Here is an 18,123-nt window from a genome sequence, read left to right as displayed (position 1 = left end):
TTTTCCAGTTAATTGGCCTTCTTTCTAGAACGTTCATTCTAATATTAATAAAAAAATAAAAACTATATCGAAAATACTGGAAAAATGGGATTACTTAAAATAAATTCATTTTTCTCATTCACAATTCCTACCGTTTGAGTGCTCTCATAGAGTGCCATTAAGTAGGAGGCAACTTCTTGCGGCGAGCGCAACTGATAGTTCTCATAATCTAACTCTGAATCACTTGATTGTTGAATAAATGCTGTAGCAGTAAGAGCAGGCGCCAAAACTTTAGCTTGTAACTCTGCATCTTTCAATTCTGCGGCTAGACCTTCAGTCAGAACACTAACAAAAAACTTTGAAGCAGAATAAGCAACATTTCCTAATGCGATTACATATCCCATTGCTGATGAAACATTAATTAGTTGTGCACCTTGTACATTAGCGTAATCTTTTGCATATAACGTTGATAAAATAGTTGTTGCTTCAATATTAACTTGGATTATTCGCTCAATTTGTTTCAAATCATTATTCATCAACGCTCCGGAAGCACCAACTCCTGCATTATTGATCCATGTCTCAATATCATACTGTTTCAATGACTCATATAGCCCATAAACTTGTTTTTTATCTGACAAGTCACTTATTTTTACGATAATATCTAGATTAGGATATTGTTTTTGAATCCTTTTTTGTAATTCAGTTAACTGCTCTGTTCGCCTTGCAATCAGTATCATATTCTTCTCTTTTCCAGCAAAGGCTAAAGCTGTTTCATAGCCAATACCTGAACTTGCGCCTGTAATCACTGTATATTTTTTACTCATATCGTTGCCTTCTCTCTATTTAATTATCGACAATGTCGTTTTTACAATCGAATGTAGTTTCATTTGATCATTTGTGGTCTTCACCAACACTCTGATACCGACCCATGCATTATGCAAATAACTTGCTAACTCCCGCAAATTTTCGCTTTTTGAAATTTCTCCTTTGTTCTTAGCCTCAACTAGTAACATATAAAGATACGTTTCACTTTTCTCAAATAGTTCTTGAATCTTATGTTCTATTTGTTTATCTAACAAGGATAATTCCGTCGCTGTATTTACAATCAAACACCCTTTTGGATACTCGTCATCTGTTGATACCACAATCAAAAATAACATTTCAAGCTTTTCTTTAATTGTCATATCTTGCGTCAAGCTCTGCTTAATTATATGATTAAGCCTATATTCATAACAATCTAGTGTCTTTAAAAACAATTCGTGTTTGTCTCCAAATGTATCGTAAATACTGCGGCGATGAATTCCCATATGATCCACTAAATCTTGCATAGAAGTTTTCTCATAGCCTTTTTCCCAAAAAATTTGCATGGCTTTATCTAAAACAACTTCTTGATCAAACTCTTTTGCTCTTCCCATAGATTCTTTCATCCTTTCTGAAATTTTATAGAACGCTCATTCTCATATTAACAAACTATGAAAATAAAGTAAAGTACAATAGAAAAACCACATTCTCCGAGAACTATTAAAACTCTCTATTCGAGATTAATAGTTCCATCAAAATGTGGCTTTTTATCACTTTTCATGAAAAAATAGGGCTACTAAAATTTCACCAATCATCAGATTTTTTTATTGTACACATCTATCTTTAAATCTTTTCCCTTTACTCTAATTTCTGCGTCAACCGATTCCAAATAGAAGGTGGTTGAAAACGTGACTTCATCGTTCACAATAATTTCGCAGCAAGCTTTATCTACATATATTTTGACTATTAAGTTTTCCGAAGAGTAGCATTTACTTCTTTTATCTGATTGCTCTTCTTCGCCTTGGATTGACTGTTGAAGATTTGTACGATCTATCATCAACGATTCTCCATCATAATCAAACTGCAAATAATCTTCATCAGCGCCTATCTCAATAGAAAAAGGCTCGGTAGTCTCTAATTGAACAAAAGGCTCAAGTTGTCCTCTATATAATCGATCTACATTCTGAGAACTAGCTAATGTCAAAGCTTCATTATATTCAGAAACTATCGTCTGAATTAATTTCCCATCTACTAATCTAAGTTCTCTTGGTATAATCATACTTCCTGCCCAGTGATGACCTAAATCATCCGTTGGAATGTTTCGTCCCCACATTTGTTGCCAAGCAATCAAAATTCTACGATTCCGATCATCTTTTAAGGTCTGTGGTGCATAAAAATCCAATCCTGAGTCAATCTCTTCATAACTTTCAGGAATAAACTTATAGGTATCCCAATCAACCTTACCAACAAAATATACAGAACTATTTACATTCGTATAACGTGCCCCCTCACTGGTAAATGCAATCGGCGAGACAATTAAAACATCTTTCCCGTCTAATTCAAATAAATCAGGACATTCCCAAATTTTCCCTTGATGGGGTTCCGCCGTCAAAAAAGTAGATTTAAATACCCAAGAAACCAAGTCATCTGATTCAAATAACAGGACATTCCCAATTCCATCTTTTGTAGAAGCAACTAAAGAATAATATTTCTCGTTCTTTCGAAATATTTTAGGGTCACGAAAGTCGGTCGTATTTTTCACGTGACGTTCGTCAATCACTGGATTGTGTGGCGACTTTTCAAATGTAATCCCATCTGTGCTCACAGCAATGCACTGAATCTGACGCGATTTTCCATCTTCTTCTGAAACACCTGTATACATCAAAATTAATTGATCTTCTTGGGCCAAAGCTGTCCCTGAGAAGCAGCCGCCTTCATCGTAGGGCTGATCGGGCTCCAATGCTACAGGTAAATGTTCCCAATTCAACAAATCTTTACTCTTAGCATGACCCCAGTGCATTGGACCCCATTTAGCTGAGTAAGGGTGAAATTGATAAAATAGGTGATATTCTCCCTTATAATAAACAAAGCCATTGGGATCGTTGATCCAACCAATCGGTGCCGAAAAGTGGTGCAAAGGCTTATACATTGTGTTCACTAATTCTTTATTTTCTGAAATCCATTTATCAACAGTCATTTTATCATCCTTTTGAGTATTCGTCATAGTTTCTTTGCTTGATTTCTAGCCATTCATCCAAACCGAACGCTTTTAATTGTTTTAAATAGTCATTCCATTCTTGATCTATATTACCTTTTGTAAGCCATTCATCTCTTTTTCTAAGAACAAAATCCTTCATATCTGCTTCTATATCAGCGAGACGTTTCGTATCTTTAGCAGATAAAAAGATATTCGGATAATTATTTTCATTTTGAACATATGGGAAAATAAATTTATCCATTAAATCAAGACGCCATTTCGCATCATCAGGCATGGTTGTATAGTTCCCATAATACGTATCTAAAATCGCAAGTGGTCCACCAACTGCAGTTTTCTGACGTACTTCAACAGGAGCTGCACCGTCAAGAGGTTCATGAGTTAATTGATTTTTCTCTTCGTCATATTTAAAAATATTTTGACCTTTATCGCCATAGGTTCCCCAGTTATTTTGAATAGATTGAATAGGATCGTACATTTGATCAATCCATTTTGCTGTTAATTCAATGTTTTTATTTGCGGAAGTAACAACAAATCGGTCTCTCGAAAAACCAAAATTATTTGTTCTAGTCACATTAATTTTGCCACTTTCATTAACCATCGGTTGGTACATAACATAATCCTCTGTACCTCCTGTCACATTATGCGGATCCCAAGTAAAGTACAATCCGTATTTTTGATCATTTCCTTTTGCAACATATCTAGCCCAATCTTGTTCAAAGCTTTCTGTATCAATTAAACCTTCTTCATAAGCTTTATTAAAGAACTTGATTGCTTTTTTATAGCTTTCTGTATTTGCAGTAAACTGTACCTTGCCATCATCATCCACAACTAAATGATCTCCATTATCTCCAGTACCATCGCCAAAGGCTGCAAATAACATCTTCAAATCATTGCCATCATCATTAGAAATGAAGCTCAACGGAATCTCATCCGCCTTACCATTTCCATTAGGATCTTGTTCTTTAAACGCTTTTAATACATTGTATAGCTCTTCTGCATTTTTAGGTTGCTCTAAGCCTAATTTAGTCAGCCAAGCCTGATTAATCCAACCTAAAGAATTTACTGTATGGATTGATTTCTTTCCTTCTCCAAGTTCTTCAATCCATGGCAGAGAATAGATGTGGCCATCTGGTGCCGTCAACATCTGCTTATATTCAGGGGCTTCTTCAAAAACCTTTTGTAAGTTTGGCATATATTTCTCGATTGTTTCCTCTAAAGGTACAATCACACCATTTTGACCCCAAGTAAGTAAATCTTGTTCACTCGCTGCAGCATTGAAAATAGCATCTGGTAAATCACTAGAAGCAATATCTAGATTCCTCTTTTCCGCAAAATCATTGGCGTAGTTTGTCCAACTAATATGAACATTACTTTGTTCCTCTAAACGTTTAAAAATCAGCATATCATTTGGATCTTTAGGGGCCGTTGAATTTTCAGAAACTAGCATTTTCAGCTCAACTTTCTCTTTTAAAGGAAACTCAACATTCGTTAACTCATAATCCTTACTTGCCGTTGCGCTACTATTATCTTTCTTTCCACATGAACCTAATGCTAGTAAAACGACTGTTGAAAAACCAATGATTATCATTTTTTTTGTTTTCATCATCCTAATTCCTCTCCAATTTATAAGTTTAAAATCAACTAAATTATCCTTTCATTGAACCAACTAAAACACCTTTATCAAAATATTTTTGGAAGAATGGATACATAATAATTAAAGGTAAGCTTGAGATAATGATTGTCGCATACTTAATTAACTGAGCGACTTTTTCCATTTCCGCCATAGCTGCTTGTGAGCCAACCATATTTGTATCAATCTGATTTTGAATTAAAATATTTCGCAGAATCAATTGTAAAGGTTGTAAATCAGGGTCTTTAATATAAATCATTGCATCAAAGTAGCTATTCCATTGGCCAACAAAGGCATATAAAAATAAAACAAACATGATTGGTTTAGCTAAAGGTAATAAGATTTTGAAAAAGACTTGCATACTATTTGCACCATCTATTTTTGCGGCTTCTTCTAATTCATCAGGTAAGCTTTGGAAATAAGTTCTAGCCAATATAATGTTCCAAATATTAATTGCACCTGGCAAAATGATTGCCCATGGCGTATCCAAAATCCCTAAATTTTTAACAACCATATATGTGGGAACCAATCCCCCACCAAAGAACATGGTTAACAAGAAAAATGACATGATTACTTTTCTACCTACAAATTCTTTTTTTGAAAGAGGATAGGCACAAAGCATCGTAATAATCGTTGAAAAGGCTGCATATGCAAAAGAATAAAACATTGAGTTAACGAAGCCGCGAAGAATCGAATCATTGGCTAAAACTTTTTGATAACCTGCCAGTGTCCAATTTTTCAAATTAAAACTAATTCCCTGACTCATTAACGTATCTGGATCCTGAAATGAAGCAGCTAGGACATATGCTAATGGAACGATGGTAATAAAAACTAATAAGCCAATCAATACTCGATTAACGATTAGTACATTCCGGTCAAATCTAGTCTGTTTATTCAACATTACAGCCCCTCCCCATCATTTAATTTTTTCACTGTTTGGTTGACTGCAATGATTAAAATAAGATTAATCAAGGAGTTAAACAAGCCAACGGCAGTTGAGTAACTGTAATCTCCTGATTGAAGTCCTACTTTATAAACATAAGTTGCGATAATTTCTGAACTCGGTAAATTCATCGTTGTCTGCATTAAGTAAGCCTTTTCGTAACCGACACTCATAATACCTCCTGCAGCAAGGATAAAACTAATTACCATGACCGGTTTAATTGCAGGTATATCAACATGCCAAATTCTTTGTAAAATGTTAGCGCCATCAATTTTTGCAGCATCAATCAATTCCGGTGACACATTTGATAATGTTGCTGTATAGAGAATCGACGACCATCCAATTCCTTGCCAAATGCCCGAGAAAATATACAAGGGTCGAAAGAAATCAGGTTCAGTTAAGAACGGCACCGTTTTACCAGTAAAAAATTCATAAATATGATTGACAGGTCCTTTATTTGAGAAGAATAGGAAAATCATTCCGACGATAATTACAACTGATATAAAATTTGGTGCATAGAGAATTAGCTGCAGCCTTTTCTTCAATTTATCACTAGCTAATAAATTGAATGAAATTGCCAAAATAATGGGCGGGAAAAACCCTAGTAATAGACCATAAACACTTAGTTTCAAAGTGTTTACTAACAAGATCATAAAGTTAGGCGATGATAAAAATCGAGTGAAATGTTCGAGTCCAACCCATTCACTTCCTATGATCCCTTGAAGAGGATTATAGTTTTTGAACGCAATGAGTAATCCATAAATTGGGACGTATTTAAAAATAAACGTTAAAACAATTGCTGGCAACACCAATAAATATAATAGGTAATTCTTTCGCATATAAAACAAATTATTCTTCACTTTTTGTTTCATTTTTTTTCTCCTTTCGTTTTTGAAACGTTTCCATTTTGTCTTAAAAAAAGAACCAACTCATTTTGGAATCGTTTCCGATATAGAATATATTACACCATATAATTCATTTTTTCAACAACGATTTTATAAATTTTTAAATTATTTTTTTAGCCAACGCAAAATTTCCAATTGTCGCTGATCCATTTTCTACCACAGTCGGTAAGCTTAAATACGTATCTATATTTTCTATTTCAATATAATTATTCAACGTTTTTTTAAATTCTTTTTTTACAATTTCTAATAAATTCGAGCTCATAACACCGCCACCAAGTACAATCACACTGGGACGCAAAGTTAAGGTAGCTTGAACACAAGCTTGTGCAATATAATAACCGATCAGCTCAAAAACAGGGTGATCTAAAGCAACACGTTCCCCTAAAATACCAAGCCTAGCTTGAAGAGTAGGTCCACTAGCTAGCCCTTCAAGGCAATCTTTATGATAAGGACATACACCTTCAAAATCAGCATCATCTAATCTACGTTTTACTGATACATGGCCCATTTCGGGATGACCCGTCACACCAATAATTTCACCATTCAAAACGATCCCTGCTCCAATCCCTGTTCCAATTGTGTAATAGACTAGCCCAGGTACGGCACCTCTAGAAATAAATTCACCGTAAGCCGAAGAATTCACATCTGTTGTAAAATATATAGGCACATTAAGTACTTCTTTTAATTGACTCACCACATCGACATTGGCCCACCCTTGTTTAGGCGTACTTGTAATATAGCCATATTTTTCATGATTAACGCGCTGCTCTAATGGGCCAAACATACCCATACCAATTGCTGAAACGCGTTTTCCTTCAAAAAACTGGACAACTTTTTTTAATGTTTCTTCTGGCGTTGTTGTTTTAAAGACTGCCTTTTCCACTATTTCCAGTTGTTCATTTCCAATCGCACAAACAAATTTTGTGCCTCCACCTTCGATACTGCCATATAACTGCACAATCATACACTCCTTTTATTTTCTATTCTAATTTTTAGTTGTATTTCCTTCAATAAATGTGACTGGAATAATCGTCTTATAGTCAATCGGATCTCCATTAATTGCATTCATAATTTGCTCAACAGCAACTTTAGCCATCGTCTCTAAAGGTTGACGAATCGTGGTCATCAAGTACTCCCGTTCTTCTGAAAGTTTCACACCATCAAAACCAATTACTTGAATATCTTCAGGAATTCTTTTACCTAGTTTTTCTAATTCTTTCATCACATCCATTGCTAAAAAATCATTAATTCCGAAAAGCCCATCAATTGTTGGATTATCGATAAAAAATTTTTGAACTTGATTTTCAAAATCAATAATCGGCTCTTCAAAATCTAGAATAGAAATTTTTTTCCCAGCCCGACGCGCACTTTTCTCAAAATAAATCCGGCGATTCTTCGTCTCGCTTTCTTTATCTTGATGCGTCCCAACAAAAGCAAAATGCTGGCATCCTCTCTTATTCAATTCATTAAAAGCTATTTCCCCACCCTGCTTACTATCAGCTGCTACTATAGTTACCTTACTCGTAAAATGGCGGTCAATACTAACAAACGGAATATCCGAAGAAACGCTTTTATCAATGTCTGTATACGTAATTCCAATAATCCCATCGACCTTATTTTGCTTAATCATTTGAATATATTCGTCTTCTACAGCAGGATCTCCAGTTGAATTACATAGAAAAATTTTATAGCCTAACGCTTTCAACTCTTTCTCAACATGAAATCCAAATTCAGAAAAAAACGGATGCCAAATTGTTGGAACAATCAGAGCTATCGTATTTGATCGATTTGTTTTCATTCCTCTTGCATATATATCTGGCTCATAGCCTAATTCTTGAATTGACTGATTCACTTTTTTTAATGTGCTATCTTTTACGCGGACACCGTTAATGACTCGAGAAACAGTTCCTACACCTACACCGGCAAGCTTTGCCACATCTTTCATCGTTGCTTTCATGTTATCCTCCACTTTTTTATATTAGTATAGCATAGTCATCAACCAAATTGAAACGTTTCCGATATGCATTTGTTTTAATAATCTTATTCTAAAATATTTTACAGATATGCCCATTCACTCTTAAATTGATGTAACAGGATTGAATCGATTCTATCAATGATTTCCATAAAACCTTGATTGACGCCAATCAAGAATATCGGCCAAAACTAACCTAATTAGACAAGATATAAAAATACTCGAGCTAAAATGCTAGCTCGAGTATTTCCTACATAGATTGATTTTTCTTACATTTTAACTTCACGTTGTGGATCTTTAACTAAATTTGATCCCCAAAGTCCCGCTAAAGAAGTAATAATCATACCAAGAACCATCGCAACAAAGCCCCAAATAGATGCTTTAGCTGTCGCATCAGCTGCGTCATCAGCTGCTTTTCTTGCATCGTCAATTGATTCTTTTAAATCAGCTTTTGTTTCCTCTAAGTTCTCACGAACCGTATCAATTTGTTCTTGTGTTTCCTTAGAAGCTTTTTGTAATTCATTATAGATATTATCAGTAGCTTGTTGCGCTTCTTCTGGGCTAAGATCACTATTTTTAGCAACTGCATTTGCAATAGCATCTTTATCTACAGAATCTCCAATTGTTTTTGCTTGTTCTTTTAGTGAATCTGCAGTTGTTTCAAAGATTTTATCTGAGTCATCTGGATTTTTTAGAGCTTCTTTTCCAGCATCTTTAATTGTATCCGTTGCTTGACTTAGTTGGTCTTTCAAATAATCAGGTTGTAATTCTGGTACATCTGTATCTTTTAAATACTTATCGATATTATCTTGTAATTCAGATGTATTCACAGTCCCTACCTCATCAGAAACTTTATCAATTCCTTTAGATATAACATCACCAGTGCCCGAAGCTATAGTTTGAACTCCACTGCCTACACCAGATGCAACATTTCCTAATAATGAGCCAACTGCTGAAAAAGCACCTACAGCTGTAAAACTAACTAAAATAACCACTAGTAACATGCTTGTCGCCCATGTTAAGAATCCATGTAACAAGCCGATTCTTCTTGCAGCAACACCGGCTACAAAACCTGCACTCATTAAAGATATAATTAACATTATAATTGACCAAATGATTAGACCCGTACCAACACCTTCAAAAGGTTGATCTGTCGTTAATTTGAGCGTGCCAAATCCAATAGCAGAACCAATTAGAGAGAGAGTTATAAATATTGATAAAAAAGTGATAACACCAGCAAAAATAGATCCCCATGAAATATTAATTCCTGCTTCTCCATCTGTTAAATAAGTTCTAAACCCAGTTTTCCTTTTTTCCATATCCATCTACCTCCATTTTATTTTTTCTAACTTTATCTACTTCTTTATGTTATCACAAGCTTTTTACTATTCCAAATAATATGGTTTAAAAAATTATAATATAATTAAATTCATTTCGAGTTTTTAATTTTAAAAACATTTTATTTTTCTAATTATTTGTACATGACTTGTTTTTAATAATCTACTTTTATTTCGACCGCACTAGTTCATTATAGTCAAAAAAAACACCCCACTAATTAAACTTTTCAGCCTAATTAGCGAGGTGAACTACATCTTATATCTTCAATTACTCTTCGTTTTACTACTCAAATCCTATTCCGCAACTTTGCCTTGTTATACATAGACAAACATTTATCAATCACAAGTATTCATGTCTATTCATTTAACAACATCAATATCAAAATCTTCAATATATTTTTCTATAATATCAATCAAGTCGTTTTACAAAATAATAGTTTATATCTTAACTTGATAACGCTTTCGTTAAGTGTTATCTTTAACCAAAAGGAGGTAATTATTATGAGATATTTAGTAGGATTCGTTTTTTTATTAGTAAGTATATGGCAGCTAGTGATAACTTGGCGAACATTCGCTAGTATAAAAAGTGAAGGAGATAAAAATACCTCTCCATTTATTATGTTAGGACTGTGGAATAGTTTAATATTTGCTGTAATTTTCTTCGCTGTTGCACTCTGGTGTTTTCTCGTCAAATTTTAAAAACGCTGTTTATAAAAATTGCTCTTTTCTTGTTGCCTTTTAATAGTAATTATTAAAAATTATAACTACAAAATAATCTATAACGATAGGATTATACGGAATAACTTGATACTTATTGATAACTATACTCGCGTGAGGATCGCAAAAAGGTAAAATTCCTATGTGACGTTCAATCCAGTATTTATAGAAAAATAAAAAGCTTCATAGTAAGAAGAGTGTCCCTCTTACTATGAAGCTTATAAAGTACCTTTACAAATCTTATCCAAATGAAATTATGTTAACTTCTAAAACAAGGATAGTTAAAGTGGTAGTTTTTACTAAATTGCTAAATATTACAAAAAGCTCTAATTGAAGACTTTATTCCGCAACTTTCGCAATTTTCCCTTGTTCCACATAGACCATTAAAATAGAAATATCGGCTGGATTGACGCCACTAATTCGGCTCGCTTGGGCAATTGTTTCTGGTTGAATTTTAACCAATTTTTGACGAGCTTCAGTCGCTAAACCATTAATGGCTTCATAATCAATGCGTTCTGGAATGCGTTTAGATTCCATACGTTTCATTTTTTCTACTTTTTCAATCGCTTTTTGAATATATCCTTCGTACTTAATTTGAATTTCAACTTGTTCTTTGACAGCCAACGGCAACTCAATCGTAGCAGGAGCAAAACTCACAACTTCCTCATAAGTCATTTCAGGACGGCGCAAGAAATCAGCAGCTAAAATACCATCTTTTAAAGGAGAAGCACCTTTAACATCAACCAAGAAAGCTTGTAATTCAGCTGTTGGTTTCAAACGCGTTTTCATTAAACGCTTAATCTCATCTTCAACCAAAGCTTTTTTAGCTAAGAAAGTTTCGTAGCGTTCATCTGAGACTAATCCAATTTCATGTCCAATTTCAGTTAAACGAAAATCTGCATTATCGTGACGTAACAGCAAACGGTATTCTGCACGAGAAGTTAGTAAACGATAAGGTTCCATCGTGCCTTTTGTCACCAAATCATCCACCATAACCCCAATATAACCTTCACTACGTTTCATCACAAATGGTTCCTTGCCTTGGTTTTTCAAAGCTGCATTAATCCCAGCCATTAAACCTTGGCTTGCTGCTTCTTCATAACCAGACGTTCCATTCATTTGACCCGCTGTAAATAGGTTCTCAACGATTTTTGTTTCTAATGAAGGACGTAATTGATAAGGTACAACGACATCATATTCAATCGCATAACCTGTCCGCATCATTTCGGCTTTTTCCAAGCCTGCCACTGAACGAATCATATCTAATTGCACATCTTCCGGCATTGAAGTCGACAAGCCTTGAACATAAACTTCTTCTGTATTACGTCCTTCTGGCTCTAAGAACATCTGGTGACGTGGTTTGTCACTAAAGCGCACGATTTTATCTTCAATAGATGGACAATAACGTGCTCCAACCCCTTCAACAATTCCTGTAAACATCGGTGCGCGGTGCAAATTGGCTTTGATAATATCATGAGTTTTTTCATTACTATACGTTAACCAACAAGATAATTGATCCTTCACATAAGCACTATCTGGCGTTTCATAGCTAAAGTGATTCGCTTTTTCATCGCCTGGTTGCTCTTCAGTCACACTATAATCAATCGTTGATGCTTTTACGCGTGGTGGAGTTCCAGTTTTAAAACGCGCTAATTCAAAGCCATTCCGTAGCAAACTTTCTGAAAGCTTAATCGAAGGCTGTGAATTATTTGGGCCTGACGAATACTTTAATTCTCCAATAATAATTTGACCACGAGAAGACGTTCCAGCTGTTAAAATAACCGATTTACTACGGTAAACAGCTCCCGTATTGGTTACAATTCCTAAACAAACACCATCTTCAATAATTAAATCTTCAGCAATTCCTTGGCGTAAAATAATATTATCTTCACGCTCGATCGTGTGTTTCATTTCATTTGCATAAAGGAATTTATCCGCTTGTGCACGTAATGCGCGCACAGCTGGTCCTTTACCTGTATTTAACATCCGCATTTGGATGTATGTTTTGTCGATATTGCGTCCCATTTCTCCGCCTAAAGCGTCGATTTCTCGAACGACAACTCCTTTAGCTGGTCCACCAACAGATGGATTACATGGCATAAACGCAACCATATCTAAATTAATGGTTAAAAGTAAGGTTTTTTGCCCCATTCTTGCACTAGCTAAAGCCGCCTCTGAACCTGCATGACCTGCTCCAACAACGATAACATCAAATGTTCCTGCTTCAAATCGTTCCATTATCTCGTTCCCTTCTCTTATGTTCTATTTTCCTAGACAAAATTGGCTAAACAATTGTGTTAACAACTCATCTTGCACACTGTCTCCTGTAATTTCACCTAATAAATCCCAACAACGGGTCATATCAATTTGCACTAAATCAACTGGCATATCCGCTTCAATGCCGTTAATGACTTCATCTAAAGCTGCTTCTGCATCGTGCAATAAAGCAATATGGCGGACATTGGATACATAAGTTGCATCGCGATCGCCTGTTGCACCTGCAAAAAACAACGCCGCTATTTTTTCTTCTAAAACATCAATTCCTGATTTCGTTAAAATTGACGTTTTAACAATACTAGCTGGATCAACCAATCCTTCTAACTCAGCTAAATCTAATTGGTTTGGTAGGTCCATTTTATTTAAAATAATAATCCGATGATTATCAGCCGTAGCTTCAATTAACAGTTTATCCTCTAACGTTAAGGGTTCATTTTGATTAAAGACCAGTAAAACTAAATCCGCCTCTTGTAAGGCTTGACGACTTCGTTCTACACCAATTTTCTCCACAATATCTTCTGTTTCACGAATTCCCGCAGTGTCAACTAGCTTCAAAGGAACGCCTCGAACATTCACATACTCTTCAATAACATCCCGCGTCGTACCGGCAATCTCCGTCACAATTGCTTTTTCTTCTTGCAATAAGAAGTTCAGCAAGCTGGATTTACCAACATTAGGACGACCAATAATAGCTGTGGCCAAGCCCTCACGTAAAATTTTCCCTTGGCTTGCCGTCTGTAATAATTGGTTAATACTAGCTTTAACATGGTAAGCTTTCTCCACTAACAAACGTGCCGTTAACGTTTCAACATCATCATATTCTGGGTAATCAATATTCACTTCAACTTGCGCTAATGTATCCAAAATTTCCGAACGTAAATTACGAATCAAAGTTGATAAATTGCCATCTAATTGTTGTAACGCTAAATACATCGCTTTATCCGTTTTCGCACGAATCAAATCCATCACGGCCTCAGCTTGCGATAAATCAATGCGCCCATTTAGAAAAGCGCGTTTTGTAAATTCACCTGGTTCAGCTAAACGTGCACCATTTTGCAAAACGATTTGCAAGACTTGATTCACCGATGTAATGCCACCGTGACAGTTAATTTCCACAACATCTTCTCGCGTAAATGTTTTTGGACTACGCATCACCGAAACCATCACTTCATCAATCGTTTCAGAAGTCTTTGGATCACGAATATGTCCATAATGAATCGTATGACTGGCAACGTCAACTAATTTTTTAGTACCTGCTTGATAAACTTTATCAGCAACTTGTAAAGCCTCTCCCCCAGATAAACGCACAATCCCAATCGCACCTTCTCCTGGCGGCGTTGATACGGCTGCAATTGTATCAAATTCTAATGACAATTTATCTCACTCCTTCTTATTTTTTTGCATCAAAAAAGTGCCCACTCCACCCCTTGGCTAAAATTAGCTAGAAATGGAAAAGCACTTTGACTGCTGTATTATTTAATTGAATCACTTATAATTAATTTTTACTATACGTTAGAAATATACATGTATTTCGCTCATTTGTCAATGGTAGCACCTAAATTAGAACAGAATATTTTATTACTAGTGAGCTCTCTTAAGGAGCATCAGATAATAACCACGTTATTTCACCTTGGTAGTTTCCAACTTTGGCATCTGGGCTGACTTTCAATAACAAACCTGCTGTTTCTGCCCACTGAATCATTGGATAAGTTTCACTTCCTGTTGCGATTTTTTGGCTTATTTCACTAATAACTAAATCTGGTATCTGATTTTGTTTAAGAATCAAGGCACTTCTTAATTTTTGTTTCGCTTGATCTTCAAAAGAAACAGCGCTAGCAAATAACGACCAGTTTGACCCGATTGTGTTCTCTATTTCAATTTTCCAATCAGCTTGTATTCGCTCCACGTATGGCGTTTTTTGACTTAACTTTGTTGTTTTGTAATCTAAGTTTTTTGGTAGTTCTTTAAATTTAAGTTCGCCACCAACTGATAGCTGACTATTTTTTTGTAACATTCCCCCTGAACCTTCTTTGGTAGCCTTGAATGTGGCACTGTAAATACCAAATGCTGGTTCAATTTCATTTGTAATAAGCTCAATAGGAAGAGTCGTTCCATCAGCCATATCCCAAGCTTTTGGTTCAACTTTTTGACGAACCAGTTCATCTAAAGTTCCTTCTTCACTGTTTTTGCGCACATCCACCAAATCAAAGAAGGTATCTTTAGCATCTAAAGCAATGGCATCTTTTTCATTGAATAGTGTACTTTCGGCATTATATACGTTAACTGGAATTTTTTTTATGACATCCCGTTTTCCATCAGTTAACGTTGCTTCTACCCATTGAAATCCTACTACTGAGGAATCCATCGATAATGGCTTTAATGTGACATTTGTTCCTTTGATTTCTTTGAATAAAATGTTTAAATCGTTATTGAGCGCTTCCCCTAATTTGACTTTTTGAACGTCAGGTGTGGCGTCTAATTCAGTAATTGTCAATTCGATATTCTGTGCTGCGGAACGTGTTCCATACTCATCAATCCCAATTACTGAAACTGTATGAATTCCTGGTGAAAATAGTTTCCCATCAATTGTTCCTTGATAGGTTTGAACTTCATTATAAGGAATGTTTGTATAGTCAGCTAATGGAACTAATGTTTTATCCTTATCATCCAATTCTAGATATACGCGATAATCCATATTATCTTCATCAGAAATGGTTCCATCAATTTCAACTTTTTGATCCCGATACATGGAAGCCTTTGTTTGATTCAGCGTAACTTTCGGAGGTGCAAGTACACCATACTTCCAAATTTGTTTGAATGATGTACTCTCATTACTTGCAATGTCTACACCTTGATTTTTCATTGAAATACTTGTATTCGATACTCTAACAGGCTGGTTTTCTTTTAAAACAGCCGGTGGAGACAACAAACCTCCACCATCGTTACGGTATCGTTTTCCCGTTTCCCAACCAACGCCATTCGCGTTTTGTACATTGTATTGTTGAAACTTATCTGCCAATTGGCCAGCTGCCCAATTGGGTATGGTTTCTGGATCTGGTATAACAACCATAGAAGACCCATTGTAAGTTAAATTAATTCCCTTAAAGTTATTGATTGGTGTAACAACTACTGGATATGAAGCTGAACCAAAAAACGTAGCAGAAAATTGACTAAGACCGATTTTTTGAGTGTCTGAACCAAAATTTGTAACTTGATACGTAATTTCAACCCCATTATTCTCTAATAATCTTTGAGTTATATCAATTTTATAGCGGTCTAAATACTGAAACGTCCGTCTAAGGGAGTTCGTTTCTCTCTGAATGCTATAAATTGATTCCGTCTGTTTTTTTCTTAAAAACCCTTGCCCAACTGGATTATACCCAGCCATACCATCTGATGTTCCCGCTGGAAATACGCCGTTTATTATTAAGCTCGTTTCAAGATAATTTCTATATATCCAGCTATTCCCATTAAATGTGTACCACCAAGAACCTTGATCCCATTCAATTTTGTATCCAGCCTTCGAAACCGATTCATCAGCTGATACAAATTCCCAGCCATCTTTTAAGGGCCCGTCTATTATAAATAGACTGATTTTTTTTGTATGGACTTTATTTGTGTCTTTTCTTATTGCTCTAATTGTTGCTTCATACTTTCCGAATTGCAACTTCACATTATGCGCGACTTCCATAGTGACTGCTTCTCCATTTTCTGCTTGCCAAGCTTTGGCTTCGCTTTTTTGAAGAATTAATTCATCTAAACGATTTTCTCGAACCGCTACACTTACTTCTGACATCGTAATTTCTAGATCATCTTTTACATCTAGCACAAGATGATCTATATCATTAAATGTTGTCGTTTCAGCATCATACACTGCTACAGGTATTTTAAAAGATTCTTCTTTTAAATCCGCATCAATCAAGACTGCCTCTGCCCATTGAAATCCTACTGTTGTAGAATCTATTTGGGAGACCGATTTCAACTTCGTCTCATTTCCAACAATGTTTGCAAATAATTTCGTTATATCTGCTTGAATTTTATCGCCAATTTTAACCTTTTGTAGAAGTGGTGTTCCACTTATTTCTTTAATTGTAAGGGACAATTTTTGAGCTACTGACTGAGTTCCATATTCATCAATCCCAACAATTGAAACGATATGATCTCCTTTTTTAAAATGTTTCCCTTCAATAGTTACTTGATAATTCTGCACTTCTTGATAAGGTATATTGGCAAAATCCTTTAAGGGAATTAGCGTTTTATCTATATCATCCATTTCCAGATACAACCGATAATTATGATTATTACTATCGAAAATAGTTCCTGTAATATCTATACTTTCGTTTTTATACATTTCCGTATTTTTTTGATCTAATGTAACAGCTGGAGGAACCATTCTACCCAATTTTACAATTTGTTTAAAAGTAGTCGATTCATTCGGCTGCACCATAACCCCTGGATTTTTCATCACTACATCTGTATTACCTAGATATAGTCCTTTATTTTCTTTCAAGTCGATAGATGAATCTGGTTGCTTCTTCCCTGACTCCCAGCCAACCCCATTGACGGAATTTGGATTGTATCCGGCAAAGTTACTTACTCTTCCATTAACTCCAGCTGTCCAATTTGGCATAGTTCCCGAGTCTGGCATCAGTGCCAATGAACTCGGTGCAACATTTAGTCCTTTGAATCCGTTAAGAACCTGTACTGAGGACTTATCTAATAGATTAACTCTTTGGTAAACTCCAATTTTTTTAGCTACTGAAGCCTTATTCGTCACTTGATAACTGACTACTACCGCCCCGTCATCTAACAATTGTTGAAGAATAGCAATTTGAAAACTTTGATACTCAAAACTTCGACGTAATGTATTCGTTGTAGGATTTTTAGCATACGAAGATCCAGCTTGATTTGCCCATACGAATCCTTTCGTAAAATCTGTTAAAATACTATCGTTAACAATCAAATTTGTATAGAGTAAATCACCCTCTATCCAGCTATTGTTATTGTATGTGTAATACCAAGATTCACCATATTTCCAACTAATTTTATTACCACCTTCTTCAATAGAATCGGAGTATTTTGTAGCCACCCAACCGTCTTCAGCAGCTTCCCTAGTTACTTTTTCAACTTGTTGTGAATTAGCTTGACTCTCTTCTGAAGGACTTTCTAAGCTAGTGTCCTCATTGCTTTCAATTTTCTTAATTTCTGGTACATTGCTTTCTTCAGCTGTTTCCGCAAATATACGCCCTTTTAAAAATTCATAATTCCCATACAAAGTAACACAAATTAAACTAATTGAGAAAAAAAACACTATTTGTTTTTTATGTTTTTTTAGCATGATAAA

12 protein-coding genes are annotated in these 18,123 nt (G+C 35.3%); all 12 read right to left on the bottom strand.

The window, feature by feature from the left end; translation table 11 throughout:
* Positions 1–62: 62 nt before the first annotated feature.
* Entirely contained in the window at positions 63–803 is a 741-nt protein-coding gene (locus tag BR77_RS11185) for an SDR family NAD(P)-dependent oxidoreductase (RefSeq protein WP_010052230.1), read from the bottom strand.
* A 15-nt stretch (positions 804–818) separates the two neighbouring features.
* Positions 819–1,394, bottom strand: coding sequence for a TetR/AcrR family transcriptional regulator (locus BR77_RS11180; protein WP_010052228.1), 576 nt, complete (start codon positions 1,392–1,394; stop codon positions 819–821).
* Positions 1,395–1,594: 200 nt separating this feature from the next.
* Positions 1,595–2,977 (bottom strand): glycoside hydrolase family 32 protein, encoded by a 1,383-nt coding sequence (locus BR77_RS11175; protein WP_035065063.1) that lies wholly within the window; start codon positions 2,975–2,977, stop codon positions 1,595–1,597.
* Positions 2,978–2,981: 4 nt separating this feature from the next.
* Positions 2,982–4,601: a type 2 periplasmic-binding domain-containing protein gene (locus tag BR77_RS11170; RefSeq protein WP_035066133.1), complete on the bottom strand. Its 1,620-nt coding sequence runs from the start codon at positions 4,599–4,601 to the stop codon at positions 2,982–2,984.
* 43 nt (positions 4,602–4,644) lie between these two features.
* Entirely contained in the window at positions 4,645–5,529 is an 885-nt protein-coding gene (locus BR77_RS11165) for a carbohydrate ABC transporter permease (RefSeq protein WP_015077872.1), read from the bottom strand.
* On the bottom strand, positions 5,529–6,443 hold the full coding sequence (locus tag BR77_RS11160) for an ABC transporter permease (RefSeq protein WP_010052215.1): 915 nt from the start codon (positions 6,441–6,443) through the stop codon (positions 5,529–5,531). The genes BR77_RS11165 and BR77_RS11160 overlap by 1 nt, the downstream gene beginning before the upstream one ends.
* A gap of 133 nt (positions 6,444–6,576) precedes the next feature.
* A complete protein-coding gene (locus BR77_RS11155) occupies positions 6,577–7,440 on the bottom strand; it encodes an ROK family protein (RefSeq protein ID WP_035065060.1) in 864 nt (287 codons plus the stop codon).
* Between the two features lie 21 nt (positions 7,441–7,461).
* Complete coding sequence (locus BR77_RS11150) at positions 7,462–8,433, bottom strand: LacI family DNA-binding transcriptional regulator (RefSeq protein ID WP_010052212.1); 972 nt, start codon at positions 8,431–8,433, stop codon at positions 7,462–7,464.
* 284 nt (positions 8,434–8,717) lie between these two features.
* On the bottom strand, positions 8,718–9,767 hold the full coding sequence (locus BR77_RS11145; RefSeq protein WP_015077876.1) for a hypothetical protein: 1,050 nt from the start codon (positions 9,765–9,767) through the stop codon (positions 8,718–8,720).
* 1,074 nt (positions 9,768–10,841) lie between these two features.
* Positions 10,842–12,740, bottom strand: coding sequence for a tRNA uridine-5-carboxymethylaminomethyl(34) synthesis enzyme MnmG (gene mnmG, locus BR77_RS11135; RefSeq protein WP_035065057.1), 1,899 nt, complete (start codon positions 12,738–12,740; stop codon positions 10,842–10,844).
* A gap of 24 nt (positions 12,741–12,764) precedes the next feature.
* Positions 12,765–14,153 (bottom strand): tRNA uridine-5-carboxymethylaminomethyl(34) synthesis GTPase MnmE, encoded by a 1,389-nt coding sequence (gene mnmE, locus BR77_RS11130; RefSeq protein WP_035065054.1) that lies wholly within the window; start codon positions 14,151–14,153, stop codon positions 12,765–12,767.
* A 220-nt stretch (positions 14,154–14,373) separates the two neighbouring features.
* Positions 14,374–18,117, bottom strand: coding sequence for a hypothetical protein (locus BR77_RS11125; protein WP_035065051.1), 3,744 nt, complete (start codon positions 18,115–18,117; stop codon positions 14,374–14,376).
* Positions 18,118–18,123: the final 6 nt, after the last annotated feature.

Source organism: Carnobacterium maltaromaticum DSM 20342, from assembly GCF_000744945.1.
In the GTDB taxonomy this organism is placed as follows: Bacteria; Bacillota; Bacilli; order Lactobacillales; family Carnobacteriaceae; genus Carnobacterium; species Carnobacterium maltaromaticum.
The sequence above is the reverse complement of the archived record's forward strand: the minus strand, read 5'-3'. Positions and strand labels throughout refer to the sequence as shown.